The organism is Thermostichus sp. MS-CIW-25 (assembly GCF_054060015.1).
On record NZ_JBSSCS010000037.1, the window covers coordinates 16,663 to 29,198 of the forward strand.

The window sequence follows — 12,536 nt, forward strand, 5'->3', positions numbered from 1 at the left end:
GACATTTTCATCCCAAAAACTTTACACTTATTTAAGAAAAAGAGGCGGCGTTTGTCGTCTGCAAAGCCACAGCGGGTAAAAGGCCATGAACCCACGAGCGCTTTGGTCGCTGGCAGGAGTCGGGCTGCTTGGTTGTGCCGGTCTGGCATGGCTGGGATTGAGCCAACAGGGAGCCACACAGTCGGTATCGGGAAGTGCAGAGGCAACGGTGGAAATGCGGCTGCCTCCGCAAGTTGGTGCTTTGGGTCGCCTGGAGCCGGAGGGGGAAGTGCTGCGCATTGCCGGTTCCCCCGGAGAACGGCTGGGAGAGCTGCTGGTGGCCGAGGGGGATCGCGTGGTGGCAGGCCAAGTGCTGGCCCGCTTGGAAAGCTACGCCGAGCGGTTGGCGGAGCGAGAGTACGCTGCCGCCCAACTTCAAGAAGCCCGCGCCCGGTTGCAGGCCGAGACCCGTTTCAGTCAGGCCCAAATCCAAGAGGCACGCACCCGCCTCAGCCGTCTGGACGAGCCGCAACAGATGCAAATCCGCTCCCAGGAAGCGGTGGTGGAGCGTATCCGGGCAGAGCTGGCCGATGCCGAGGCCAATCTGGCTCGCTTTCAGGAGCTTTGGCAGGAAGGAGCAATCTCGCAACAAGAGCTGGATCAACGCCGGCTGCTGGTGCGGCAACGACAGGAGGATCTGCGGGCTGCCGAGGCCACCCTGAGCCAACTGCGCCTGGCCCGTGAGCGGGATCTGCTCAATGCCCAAGCCCAAGTCCAAGCTGCCGAGGCGGGACTGAGTCTGGCCCAAGCCCAAGTCCAACTGGGATCCCTGGCCCGCAATCTGGAACTGGCAGAAGCTCGCCTAGAGCGCACCCTCATCCGCGCTCCCCGTGCTGGACAGGTGCTCAAGATCCACACCCGCCCTGGAGAGGTCATCCCCGCCGGCGAGGGCATTCTCGAGCTGGGCAACACTGACCAAATGATGGTGGTGGCCGAGGTCTACGAAACAGACATCTTGCGGGTTCGGCCAGGCCAGCAGGCCACCATTAGCAACCGCGCTCTGCCAGAAACCCTGCAGGGCCGAGTGGAGCGGGTAGGCCTGCAGATTGGCAAGAAAGATGTGCTCAACACCGACCCAGCTGCCGATGTGGATGCCCGTGTGGTAGAGGTGTATATCCGCCTGGATCCGGAGAGCAGCGCCCGCGTGGCTGGCCTGACCAACCTGCAGGTGAATGTGGCCATCGATGTCGAGGGGTAGGCTCAGCCCATGTACAGCCTGTTCAGTGTGGCTTTTATCGCCCATCGGATCCCGTTGGCCTGGCTGCAGTTGACGCGGGAGAAGATCCGCCTGCTGGTGGCCCTGGCGGGCATTGCCTTTGCTTGCATCTTGATGTTCATGCAGTTGGGCTTCCAAGACAGTCTGCTGGAAAGTGCCATCCGCTTCCACGTGGCCCTGAAGGGAGAGATCTTCCTGGTCAGCCCTCAGTCCAACGCCCTGATTGCCATGAACACCTTCTCCCAGCGGCGGCTGTATCAGGCTTTGGGCTTTGAGGGGGTGCGGGCCATCTCGCCTGTCTATGTGGGCTTTGCCCTCTGGAAAAACCCAGAGACCCGCCGTACCCGCAGCATTTTTGTGGTAGGAGTGGATCCCTCGGCTGATCTGTTGGACTTGCCGGAACTGACGCCGGACAAGCTGGAAGAGATCAAAAAGGCGGACGTGGTGCTGTTTGACCGCCGCTCCCGCAGCGAGTTTGGCCCCATCCCAGAGTGGTTTGAGTCCGGGCGAGAGGTGGTTACTGAGGTGGGAAACCGCCGCGTCCAGGTGGGGGGCCTGTTCGAGATGGGGGCCACCTTCGGAGCCGACGGCACCATCCTCACCAGCGATCTCAATTTCCTGCGCATTTTTCCGCAGCGGGGGCGCGGCCTAGTGGATATCGGCGTGGTGCAACTCCAGCCGGGTGTGGATCCGGATCCCTTGGTGCGGCAGATGCGGGCTTTGCTGCCGGAAGATGTGCGGGTGCTCTCACGGGCGGAGTTTATCGATATGGAGCAAACCTACTGGGAAGAGGGCACAGCCATCGGCTTTATTTTCGGCCTGGGGGTGGGCATGGGCTTTATTGTCGGCATTGTGATTGTCTATCAAATTCTCTACACCGATGTGTCGGATCACCTGGCGGAATATGCCACTCTCAAAGCCATGGGCTATACCGATACCTACCTGCTGGGGGTGGTATTTCAGGAGGCGCTCCTGCTGGCCGGCTTGGGGTACATTCCTGCCTTTGCCCTGTCGGTTTTGCTCTACGATTTGACGGCCAATGCCACGTTGCTGCCTATTGCCATGACCTTCAACCGGGCAGTGCTGGTGCTGGGGCTGGCGGTGAGCATGTGTTTCATCTCAGGAGCGATTGCCGTGCGACGGCTGCGGGCAGCGGATCCTGCCGACATTTTCTAGAGTTTTGGCTGTGGGCAGGGCGCCGGGGCGTTGGTAAGTCAATAGTCTGCCAAAGGGGATCGGATGGATGGTGAAGGGTTTGAGCTAGGCTGTCTAAAAACTTCTGGGATCCTCATCAACGCTCTCCGGCCAAAGGTTTCTAAATGGTCTCATCTCAACGCTCCAAATGACGGCCTAAGTGGTCAATGAGTTGTCAACGCAAAGTTTTGAGATTTTGAGTTTCCTATGCTGACTCCTCTTCTCGATCAAGCTGCCCTTGCTTCTGCCCAGAATGCCGTTGAGCCAGTGGTGAAAGCCGAAGGTGTAAACCACTATTTCGGCGAGGGATCCCTGCGCAAGCAGATTCTCTTCGACATTAACTTCGTCCTGCAGCCGGGGGAGATCGTGCTGTTAACCGGCCCTTCCGGCTCCGGCAAGACCACGCTGCTGACACTGCTGGGGGCGCTGCGCTCGGTGCAAGAGGGCAGCTTGCAGGTGTTGGGGCAGGAGCTGCGGGGAGCTCAGCCCAGCACTCTTATCCAAATCCGCCGCCAGGTGGGGTACATTTTCCAGGCCCACAACCTGCTGCGTTCTCTGACGGCAGCCCAAAACGTGCGCATGGCTCTGGAGCTACACAATGGCCTTGCTCCTCAACAGGTGCAGCAGCGGGCAGAAGAAATGCTGGCGGCAGTGGGTCTGGGGGATCGGGTTCACTACTACCCTGAGCAGCTTTCGGGAGGGCAGAAACAGCGGGTGGCCATTGCCCGCGCCTTGGTTAGCCATCCCAAGCTGGTGCTGGCGGACGAGCCCACGGCAGCCCTAGATAGTAAGTCGGGCCGCGAGGTGGTGACCCTGATGGAGAAGCTGGCGCGGGAGCAGGGCTGCACCATCCTCATGGTGACCCACGACAACCGCATCCTGGACATCGCGGATCGGGTGCTGCACATGGAAGATGGCCGCCTGGAGAGCCAGGTCGTTGCCTAGCTGGCTTGGGCGTGGCGGCGGTACCAATCGATGGTGCGCTGCAGCCCTTCCCGCAAGCCGACTTTGGCCACAAAACCCATCCTCTCTCGGGCCTTGGAGACATCCAGACAGCGGCGGGGTTGGCCATTGGGCTTGTCCGTTTGCCAGCGGATCTCTCCCCGGAACTCCATCAGCTCGCAGATGAGGGCAATCAGATCCCGGATGGAGATCTCTTCACCGGTGCCCAGGTTCAAGGGATCCGCCCCGTCGTAAAGCTGGGTGGCCATGACAATGCCGCGGGCCGCATCTTCAGCGTAGAAAAACTCGCGGGTGGGGCTGCCATCCCCCCACACTTCGACGTAGTTTTGGCCCCGTTGCTGTGCTTCATGCACTTTGCGGATCAAGGCTGGGATGACGTGGGAGCTTTCGGGGTCGAAGTTGTCCATCGGGCCGTAGAGGTTCACCGGCAGGAGGTAGATGCCGTTGAAGCCGTACTGCTGCCGGTAGGCCTGCAGCTGCACCAGCAGGGCTTTCTTGGCGATGCCGTAGGGGGCGTTGGTCTCCTCTGGGTAGCCGTTCCAGAGATCCTCTTCCTTGAAGGGAACGGGGGTGAACTTGGGATAGGCGCAGATGGTGCCCACGCAGACAAACTTCTCCACCCCGGCCAGGTAGGCGGCGTGGATGAGCTGGGATCCCATGATGAGGTTGTCGTAGAAGAGTTCTGCCGGCTTGGCTTGGTTGAGGCCGATGCCACCCACGTGGGCGGCCAAATGGATGACGATATCTTGCCCTTGCACCACCTCTTGGCAGACTTCCCAACGGCGCAGATCCTGGGTGCGGGAGCGCGGGATGCGCACCTGCTCCGGCTTTACCCCCAGCACCTGCAACTGTTGCAGCACATGTTTGCCCAAAAAGCCGCTGCCCCCTGTGAGCAAAATGCGCTTCTGGCTGAGATCGACGGAGCTGGGCAAGCTGTTGGGCATAGATCCGACGCAGAGAACTTCCGGCTTTCATTATGCTGCAGACGGGATAGCCGTATTTCAGCTTACTAGCGCAGGAGCCCCGCCCTCTGTCCGTAGGACGAGGGTCGGGAGGAATGCGGAGTTACGATACAACCATGACCCAAGTCCTGACCCTTTCCTGCAAGCTCAAGGTGTCTCAGTCGCAAGCCGCAAAGTTGGACGCGACCTTGGATGCCTTCGGCCAAGCCTTGAACTGGGTCAACCAAAACACACCCGAGAAAGTCGCCAACGCCGTTAAACTTCAATCTCTGGGCTACCACCAAATCCGTGCCCGGTTCGGCTTGTCCAGTAACTTGGCTCAGCAGGTCTGCAGACGGCTGGCAGGTGCCCGTAAGGTCGCCCGACAGAAAAACCGCCCGGTCAAAGCGTTCAAGGGGGGCTTTGCGACCTATGACGCTCGTATCTTTTCATTTCGCGAGAAAGACTGGACGGTGTCGCTGACCACGGTGGAGGGTCGAGAACGCTTTGAGCTGGCGATTGGTCATTACCAGAGAGAAAAGCTGGCGGGCTCCAATCCCAAATCGGCCACTCTGGTCAAGCGCAAAGGTTCCTACTACATTCAAATCCAAATCTGTGTGGAAACGGAACCGTTTCCACGCCAACGCACGGACAGGGTACTGGGTGTGGATTTGGGAAGGACAGATATTGCCCATACATCGGCAGGAGATAACTGGAATGGACAGCAGTTGAGCAGAGTCCGAGACCGTTATTCCAAGCTGAGAGCGGTACTCCAGCAAAAAGCCAGTAAGGGCACCCGCAGTTCCCGGCGCAGATGCAGAGAACTGTTGCAACGGCTGTCTGGCAAGGAGAGGCGCTTTCAAGCCTGGCTCAATCATCGCATCTCCAAGGCTGTTGTCTCTAGGGCGAAGGCCACAAACAGCGCTATTGCTCTGGAAGACTTGACAGGGATTCGGGAAAGGGTCAATCAACAACCCCGCAGCAAAGCCGAGCGGCGCAGGGCTAACAGTTGGGCGTTCTACCAACTCCGTCAATTTCTGGAATACAAGGCGAGGGTTGCAGGGGTTTCTCTGATTCTTGTTCCGCCTGCCTACACGTCGCAGACCTGCCACCGGTGCTTGCATATTCATCCCGACCCTGAACAGTCCTACCGCAGTGGGAAGAAGTTTAAGTGTGGGCACTGTGGATGGGAAGGGGATGCGGACTTGAATGGTGCGAATGTGATTGCGCTTTTGGGGGCTGCTGTAAACCAGCCTAGAGGTCAAGCCTACGGCTCGCTTCGCGAACGTGGTTGGCTTGCCAACTACAGGGCTACCGAAAGCCTGCACTCTTTCGCTTTAGCGGCGCGGAGCACTCTGCGTCAGCATGAGTGCGGGTAGTTTACTGTTGTTTTGTAGGGGTTCTAATCCGCGTAGAGGAGCCGCTCCACCGCCGCCACGATATCTGCAGGTTGCACGATGGTGGCTGCCTCCAGGGTGCCGTTGTAGGGGGTGGGAATGTCCTGCGAAGCCAAACGCACCACCGGCGCATCCAGCTCATCGAACAGTTCTTCCATGATGCGAGCCGTCAGTTCCGCCCCAATGCCACCCGATTTCATGTCTTCCTCAACAATAATCACCCGATGGGTTTTGCGCACCGAAGCGGCAATGGTCTCCATATCCAGAGGCTTGAGGGAGATCAAGTCGATCACCTCAGGGTCGATCTCCTGCTGCACCAAAGTGTCCACGGCCTTGAGCACGTGGTAGCGCATGCGGGAGTAGGTGAGCAGGGTAACATCGGAGCCAGATCGGACGATTTCGGCTTTGTCCAGAGGCAAAAGGTATTCCTCTTCTGGCAGATCTTCTTTCAAGTTGTACAGGAGCACATGCTCGAAAAAGAGAACGGGGTTGTCATCGCGGATGGCGGACTTGAGCAAGCCCTTGGCATTGTAAGGCGTTGAACAGGCTACGATCTTGAGCCCAGGCACCGCTTGAAAGTAAGCCTCTAGCCGCTGCGAGTGCTCTGCCCCCAACTGACGACCCACCCCGCCCGGCCCGCGGATGACCATCGGGATCTTGAAGTTGCCCCCAGAAGTGTAGCGAAGCATACCGGCATTGTTGGCAATTTGGTTGAAGGCCAGGAGCAGAAAGCCCATGTTCATCCCTTCCACCACCGGGCGCAAGCCGGTCATGGCTGCCCCAATGGCCAAGCCGGTAAAGCTGTTCTCGCAGATGGGGGTATCCAGCAGGCGCATCTCCCCATACTTGCGATACAGGTCTTTGGTGACTTTGTAGGAGCCACCGTAATGGCCGACATCTTCTCCCAAAACAAACACGTTGGGATCCCGGGCCATTTCTTCGTCGAGGGCAGCACGCAAGGCGTTGTAAAGGAATGTCTCGGCCATATGAGGTCAAATATCGCTAAACCCTCATTAAACCATTTTGCCGGCATGGATCCCCTTGCAGATGACTGGATAGGCTGAGCTCAGCATTCTGGCTCAGAGGGATGGCGACCTTACCCCACAGCTTTTGTCGGCACTCTGCTTCCCCTGCAAAATGGAGATCATCTGTCTTCTCAAGATCTGTCTTCTCAAGATAAAGACACCATGAGCCTCGCACTGCCCAAACTGGCCCTGACCTTGGGGGATCCCACGGGAATTGGGCCGGAAATTGTGCTCAAGGTGCTGGCGGATCCTGAGGTGCGGTCTTGCGCCCACATCACGGTTGTGGGGGATCGGCAGGTTCTAGAAGCCACCTATCGCCTGCTGAGGGATCGGTCGCCGGCTCCGTTGGCCCATCCGGCAGGGATCCCGATGCTGGAATGCAACACGGGCTTTTGGTTGCAGCCTGGCCGTGTCGGTCAAGGGGATGCCGACAGTGGTGCGGTTAGTTTTGCTTACCTGAGAACGGCGGTCGAACGGACGTTGCAGGGGGAGTTTCAGGGGATCGTGACAGCACCCATCGCCAAATATCTCTGGCATCAAGCTGGCTACCGGTTCCCTGGCCAAACGGAAGTTTTGGCCCAACTGAGTGGGTCTGAACGCTACGGGATGCTGTTTGTCGCCCGTTCCCCCCACAGCGGTTGGCAGATGCGGGTTTTGCTGGCCACCACCCATATTCCCCTCGGCCAAGTGCCCACCGTGCTGACCCCAGAGCGGGTGCGGACAGCGCTGAATGTGCTGGTGGGATCCCTGCGCCACACCTTTGGGATCCGGGATCCTGTGATTGCAGTAGCCGGCCTGAATCCCCATGCCGGCGAACAGGGGCAACTGGGATCTGAGGAAAAAGAATGGCTGACCGAGCTGCTGCGCACCTATGCCCACGCCCAAATTTGGGGGCCGCTTCCCCCCGACACCCTGTGGCTGGCTCCCGCGCAAGCCTGGCATGGCCAGGGATCCCCAACTGTGGCAGATGCCTACTTGGCTCTCTATCATGATCAGGGCTTGATCCCGGTGAAGATGCTGGCTTTTGACCGGGCGGTTAACCTGACAATTGGGCTGCCGTTTGTTCGCACCTCTCCCGATCATGGCACCGCCTTCGACATTGCCGGCCAAGGGGTGGCCCGGTGCGAGAGCCTTAAGCAGGCGATCCTGCTGGCGGCAGAACTGCTGGGCAAAAACCCCCAATCCCCTGAGGGAAATGCCGTCTGTACCCGACAATCTGAGGCCGTTTCTCGTTTCCAGGGGGTGGCTTGATGGAAGTTGCCGGTGCTACCTCAACCGGAATGCTTTACCGTCGCTTTGGGCGCACCCGACAGCTTGTCTCGGTTTTTTCTCTGGGCAGCATGCGCTTGGTCAATGTGCCCAGGGCTCAGGCTCAGGCAACCGTTGAGGCAGCCCTAGCCGCAGGGATCAACCACATCGAAACGGCTCAGGCTTATGGCCATGCCGAGGTGCTCTTGGGCGAGATTTTGCAAACTCTGCCCCTTCCCCGCCATCAGTTGATTCTCACCAGCAAGCTCACGCCCACAGATGGGTTGCGGGAGCGGCTTCAGGGATCCCTGCGCCGTCTGCGGGTGGATTACCTGGATCAATTTGCCTTTCATGGCATCAACTTGCCGGAACATCTGGAGTGGGTGCTGCAGAAAGGGTTGCCGATTCTCAAGCAGATGCAGCAAGAAGGCTGGGTGCGCTACATTGGTTTTTCCACCCATGGATCCCTGGAGTTAATTTTGCAGGCCATCCAGACAGGATGCTTTGACTTTGTTAATTTGCACTATCACTTTTTCCAACAGCGCAATGCACCGGCCCTAAAAGCAGCTGCCCAGCAGGATATGGGCGTGTTCATTATTTCTCCCGCCGATAAGGGGGGAATGCTCTATCGCCCGCCCCAACACCTGCAGGAGTGCTGTGCCCCTTTCAGCCCCTTGGAATTTGCCTATCGTTTTTTGCTGGCGGATCCCCGTGTTCACACCCTCAGCCTAGGCATCACCCATCCTGAGGAGTTGCAGGTGGCCTTGTCGGCCTTACGGGATCCCGACCGGTGGTGGGTAAATGGCCCTCAGGTGCAAGAACGGTTGCGCCAAACCGAGCAGGAACGCTTGGGATCCAGCCGCTGCGCCCAGTGCTACGCCTGCCTGCCCTGCCCAGAAGGGATCCACATTCCCGAAGTGCTGCGGTTGCGCAACTTGGCCATTGCCCACGAGATGACGGAGTTTGCCCAGTACCGCTACAACATGTTCGGCCAAGCTGGGCATTGGTTTCCGGGGTCACCTGCCGACCGCTGTACCGAATGCGGTGACTGCTTGCCCCGCTGCCCAGAGCATCTGCGGATCCCGGAGTTGCTGGCCGAAGCCCACCAGTTGCTGCATCGGTCTCCGATCCGGCGGCTCTGGGAATGACCATTCCACCTATCCTATTTGGCTGAGCTTAACTCCACTTATAATCGGATGGAGTTTATCGATTGCATCACAAGGCGAGGCATCGGAGTGAATAGTCAGAGCCAAGACCGCTTAGACCGAGTGGAGCAACTGCTGGCTTGGACGGCTGAACAGACTGCTGCCAACAGCCGAGAAATCCGGGAGCTCTGCCAATCCATCCAGGAGCTGCGTCAGTCCATCCAAGAAAGCCGCGCCCAGTCTGCTGAGGAGAACGCCGCCCGTCTGCGGGAAATCGAGGAGCTGCGTCAGTCCATCCAAGAAAGCCGCACCCAGTCTGCCGAGGAGAACGCCGCCCGTCTGCGGGAAATCGAGGAGCTGCGTCAGTCCATCCAAGAAAGCCGCGCCCAGTCTGCCGAGGAGAACGCCGCCCGTCTGCGGGAAATCGAGGAGCTGCGTCAGTCCATCCAAGAAAGCCGCGCCGAATTTGCTGAACAAGCTGCTGCTCAGGCTCAAAGCTTGCGAGAGCTACAGCAAGTTGTCAGCGAGACCCGCTCTGACTTAGCTCACCTTGCCGAGTGGGCAGAGGAAGTGACTCAAGCTCTTGTCACCCTCACCGCTCTACAACGAGAGCACGAACGCGCCATCCAGGCCATCAACCAACGGCAAGCGGAAACGGATCAGAGGTTCAACGTTCTCCTTGAAGAAGTGCGCTACCTGATTCGCAGGCAAGGCTCTGACGGAAATTCTCCCCCCTCGTCGGCCTGAGCACTGGGATCCCTTCGGAACTGCGAAGACAGTCCTAATCTTCATCCACTTCCCACTCCAACAGGTGTGCATAGGGAGCCACCAAGTGGGGAGCATAAAAGGCAACGGCTCGAAGGGCATGCCAGTCTTCCAAGCAGCCAAAGACGGTCGGATACTCATTGCGCTCCAACCGCTCTGCAATTGCCGCCACCTCAGCTTCGGTAAACTGGCGGGGATCCATCCCCTTAGCAGGGGCTTCCACTTTGGACTTGGATCGGGCAGACATAGGCAGCCTGAACACGCTACAAGCCGATCTTAGCCTCTTCTTTTCGCTGGCCAAAAACTTGAATACTCCCTGTCCCAAAGGGAGAAAATTCTTAATTACTGGTATTTCTTAGCAACACTGCGTGAACAGCTTTAAGACAGTCGTGTGGTTTTTTGGGCAGTTGAGTCTTCTCGCCACTGTATTTGCTGTAGCACAAAAGCCGCCCTACTGGTTGAGTTCCGCGTAGGGGTAGAACGGGGCTTCAGACCCAACTTTTGGGTAAGCCAACCCCTGTTCTCCCGAAACTCTGAAAAGGGATCCCCATTCCTCCAGTTTCGTGGCAAGGTGAGGACAGATACCGCATCGGAGGCTGCTATGGAGAGCAAGATCCCCGCCCGCGATGTCCAAGTTGCCCTTATCGGCCCGTCCACGTTGGTTCTCCGCTCCCGCACCTGGGATCGCCTGAAGTTTGAGCTGGAATACGCTCGGCAACGGGGCACCACTGCCAATAGCTACCTCATCCAGGCCCGCCAAACCCTTCTCATCGATCCTCCGGGGGAATCGTTCACCAGCATCTTTTTAGAAGAGCTGGCCCAACACCAGTACCTACAGCGGTTGGACTTTATTTTGCTCAGCCACGTCAACTTTAACCGCATTGCCACTCTCAAAGCCCTATTGCCTCTGGCTCCCTACGCGATGGTGCTCTGCTCCAAGCCGGGATCCATTACGCTACGGGCCGCCTTTGAAGAGATGGATCCCTTGCCCCGCAGTCGCGACGAAGAGGAAGCCGCCGATCTGGGCATTTTCTACAATGGCGACCAGTCTTTCCGTTTGCGGGTCATCCGAGATGGGGATCGCCTGGATTTGGGAGAAGGGCATGAGTTGCACTTTCGCACCGTGCCCACACCCCGCCACCCCGATGCCCTCTGTACCTACGATCCGGCTACCGGGATCCTCTACACCGATAAGCTGTTCGGCGCCCATGTGTGCGATGAGCAGGTGTTTGACGAGCATTGGCGGCAGCTCAGCGAAGACCGTCGCTACTACTTCGACTGCTTGCACCGCAACCAATTGCCCCAGGTGAAGGCAGCCCTGGCCAAGTTGGAAGAATTTCCCGCCCAAATCTATGCCCCTGCCCACGGCCCCTTGGTGCGCCACAGCCTGCGGCGGTTGCGGTTGGACTACCACACTTGGTGCGAGGAGGATCCCGGCGAGCAGCGGGTAGCTCTTCTGTACACTTCTGCTTACGGGAATACAGGTTTGATGGCCATGGCCATAGCCCAAGGGTTGGAGCGAGCCGGCGTTAAGGTGGAGCGGATCAACTGCGAATGGGCCACCCCGGAAGAGATTGCCCAGGCTCTGGAGCGCTGCCAGGGGTTTGTTGTCGGATCCCCGACCTTGGCTGGCCATCCCCCGGTGCAAATTCAAACCGCCCTCGGCATCATCCTTTCTTCGGTTCCCACCACCCGGTTAGCCGGGGTTTTTGGCTCCTACGGCTGGAGCGGAGAAGCGGTGGATCTCATCGAGAGTAAGTTGCTCAATGCCGGCTTTTCCTTGGGGTTTGAGACGATCCGCGCCAAGTTTAAGCCCACCCCTGAAATCCTGGAAGCCTGTCAAGAGGCGGGATCCCAGTTTGCTCAGGCCCTGCGCAAAGCCAAACGAGCCCGCGCCCCTCGCCAAACCAGCAGCGAAACTCAGGCGGATCGGGTTGGGCAAGCCCTGAGCCGGGTGGTGGGATCCCTGTGTGTAGTCACCGCCCTGCAAGGAGAGACCCGCCGCGGCTTCCTCACCTGGTCGGTGGCCCAGGCTAGCTTCAATCCACCAGGGCTAACCCTGTCGGTGAACAAGGAACAAGAAGCCGAATTGCTGACCTATCCCCAGGCCCCCTTTGTGCTCAACATCTTGCGGGAAGGCAAAGGTAGCAATTTGCAACGGCACTTTCAGCGGCCCCAGCGCCCTGGAGAAGATCGCTTTGCCGGCTTGGCTACGGCCACTGCAGAAAATGGCTGCCCCATTTTGTTGGATGCCTTAGCTTACCTGGAGTGCCGTGTGAAAACTTGGATGGACTGCGGGGATCGCTACCTGGTCTATGCCGAGGTGGAACGGGGCAAGGTGCTGGATCCCACGGGGGTTACGGCCATGCGGCGGGGGTAGTGTATTGGAGAACAAAGATTTGTTGTGGAGTCAGTGCTAACTGGATCCCATCGATCACCTTAAGCTGACGATCTGCTCGGCAAATTTCTGGCTCTTGTTGAGGGGCAAATATCAAAACAGAGTAATCGTGTGACATACTCCCGCACTCATGCTAACGCAAAGCGCTCCGCGCCGCTAAAGCGAAAGAGTGCGGGCTTCAAGGACTCCGTCCCGCTGACGCGAA

Annotated in this window: 11 protein-coding genes and 1 pseudogene; 8 read left to right on the forward strand and 4 right to left on the reverse strand. The window is 58.6% G+C overall.

What is annotated here, in order from left to right:
* Positions 1-85: 85 nt before the first annotated feature.
* The 3 genes from ACVWZ1_RS11755 to ACVWZ1_RS11765 all read left to right on the forward strand — a co-directional run bounded on the left by ACVWZ1_RS11755 (position 86) and on the right by ACVWZ1_RS11765 (position 3,394).
* On the forward strand, positions 86-1,237 hold the full coding sequence (locus ACVWZ1_RS11755; protein ID WP_414329074.1) for an ABC exporter membrane fusion protein: 1,152 nt from the start codon (positions 86-88) through the stop codon (positions 1,235-1,237).
* A gap of 9 nt (positions 1,238-1,246) precedes the next feature.
* Entirely contained in the window at positions 1,247-2,431 is a 1,185-nt protein-coding gene (gene devC, locus ACVWZ1_RS11760; protein ID WP_011433169.1) for an ABC transporter permease DevC, read from the forward strand.
* Between the two features lie 225 nt (positions 2,432-2,656).
* On the forward strand, positions 2,657-3,394 hold the full coding sequence (locus tag ACVWZ1_RS11765) for a DevA family ABC transporter ATP-binding protein (RefSeq protein ID WP_457503455.1): 738 nt from the start codon (positions 2,657-2,659) through the stop codon (positions 3,392-3,394).
* Here ACVWZ1_RS11765 and ACVWZ1_RS11770 read toward each other — a convergent pair.
* Complete coding sequence (locus tag ACVWZ1_RS11770) at positions 3,391-4,356, reverse strand: GDP-L-fucose synthase family protein (protein WP_457503457.1); 966 nt, start codon at positions 4,354-4,356, stop codon at positions 3,391-3,393. The genes ACVWZ1_RS11765 and ACVWZ1_RS11770 overlap by 4 nt on opposite strands.
* Before the next feature lie 134 nt (positions 4,357-4,490).
* On the opposite strand from ACVWZ1_RS11770, the gene ACVWZ1_RS11775 reads away from it, so the two are divergent.
* Positions 4,491-5,732, forward strand: a complete 1,242-nt coding sequence (locus ACVWZ1_RS11775; RefSeq protein WP_457503458.1) for an RNA-guided endonuclease InsQ/TnpB family protein — start codon at positions 4,491-4,493, stop codon at positions 5,730-5,732.
* A gap of 23 nt (positions 5,733-5,755) precedes the next feature.
* Here the strand turns inward: ACVWZ1_RS11775 and ACVWZ1_RS11780 are convergent, their stop codons facing one another.
* A complete protein-coding gene (locus ACVWZ1_RS11780) occupies positions 5,756-6,736 on the reverse strand; it encodes an alpha-ketoacid dehydrogenase subunit beta (protein ID WP_414355766.1) in 981 nt (326 codons plus the stop codon).
* A gap of 201 nt (positions 6,737-6,937) precedes the next feature.
* On the opposite strand from ACVWZ1_RS11780, the gene pdxA reads away from it, so the two are divergent.
* The 3 genes from pdxA (at position 6,938) to ACVWZ1_RS11795 (ending at position 9,915) form a co-directional block, all read left to right on the forward strand.
* Positions 6,938-8,026: a 4-hydroxythreonine-4-phosphate dehydrogenase PdxA gene (gene pdxA, locus ACVWZ1_RS11785; protein ID WP_457466832.1), complete on the forward strand. Its 1,089-nt coding sequence runs from the start codon at positions 6,938-6,940 to the stop codon at positions 8,024-8,026.
* Positions 8,027-8,055: 29 nt separating this feature from the next.
* The gene (locus ACVWZ1_RS11790) at positions 8,056-9,171 is read left to right on the forward strand and encodes an aldo/keto reductase (protein ID WP_457503460.1); all 1,116 of its coding nucleotides are present in this window, start codon (positions 8,056-8,058) and stop codon (positions 9,169-9,171) included.
* An 87-nt stretch (positions 9,172-9,258) separates the two neighbouring features.
* Positions 9,259-9,915 (forward strand): hypothetical protein, encoded by a 657-nt coding sequence (locus tag ACVWZ1_RS11795; protein ID WP_457466833.1) that lies wholly within the window; start codon positions 9,259-9,261, stop codon positions 9,913-9,915.
* A gap of 34 nt (positions 9,916-9,949) precedes the next feature.
* Here ACVWZ1_RS11795 and ACVWZ1_RS11800 read toward each other — a convergent pair whose 3' ends face one another.
* On the reverse strand, positions 9,950-10,180 hold the full coding sequence (locus ACVWZ1_RS11800) for a DUF2555 domain-containing protein (protein ID WP_414350197.1): 231 nt from the start codon (positions 10,178-10,180) through the stop codon (positions 9,950-9,952).
* Between the two features lie 354 nt (positions 10,181-10,534).
* Here ACVWZ1_RS11800 and ACVWZ1_RS11805 point away from each other — a divergent pair, with 354 nt between their 5' ends.
* Positions 10,535-12,313 (forward strand): flavin reductase, encoded by a 1,779-nt coding sequence (locus ACVWZ1_RS11805; protein ID WP_457503459.1) that lies wholly within the window; start codon positions 10,535-10,537, stop codon positions 12,311-12,313.
* Here the strand turns inward: ACVWZ1_RS11805 and ACVWZ1_RS11810 are convergent.
* Positions 12,291-12,440, reverse strand: a pseudogene (locus tag ACVWZ1_RS11810) (Uma2 family endonuclease); the annotation flags it as partial. The gene ACVWZ1_RS11805 and the pseudogene ACVWZ1_RS11810 overlap by 23 nt on opposite strands.
* Positions 12,441-12,536 lie beyond the last annotated feature (96 nt).

Coding starts and splice junctions, on each gene's coding strand:
- devC (WP_011433169.1), top strand. CDS start 1,247: ATGTACAGCCTGTTCAGTGTGGCTTTTATCGCCCATCGGATCCCGTTG.
- ACVWZ1_RS11770 (WP_457503457.1), bottom strand. CDS start 4,356: ATGCCCAACAGCTTGCCCAGCTCCGTCGATCTCAGCCAGAAGCGCATT.
- ACVWZ1_RS11755 (WP_414329074.1), top strand. CDS start 86: ATGAACCCACGAGCGCTTTGGTCGCTGGCAGGAGTCGGGCTGCTTGGT.
- ACVWZ1_RS11800 (WP_414350197.1), bottom strand. CDS start 10,180: ATGTCTGCCCGATCCAAGTCCAAAGTGGAAGCCCCTGCTAAGGGGATG.
- ACVWZ1_RS11775 (WP_457503458.1), top strand. CDS start 4,491: ATGACCCAAGTCCTGACCCTTTCCTGCAAGCTCAAGGTGTCTCAGTCG.
- ACVWZ1_RS11765 (WP_457503455.1), top strand. CDS start 2,657: ATGCTGACTCCTCTTCTCGATCAAGCTGCCCTTGCTTCTGCCCAGAAT.
- ACVWZ1_RS11780 (WP_414355766.1), bottom strand. CDS start 6,736: ATGGCCGAGACATTCCTTTACAACGCCTTGCGTGCTGCCCTCGACGAA.
- ACVWZ1_RS11805 (WP_457503459.1), top strand. CDS start 10,535: ATGGAGAGCAAGATCCCCGCCCGCGATGTCCAAGTTGCCCTTATCGGC.
- pdxA (WP_457466832.1), top strand. CDS start 6,938: ATGAGCCTCGCACTGCCCAAACTGGCCCTGACCTTGGGGGATCCCACG.
- ACVWZ1_RS11790 (WP_457503460.1), top strand. CDS start 8,056: ATGCTTTACCGTCGCTTTGGGCGCACCCGACAGCTTGTCTCGGTTTTT.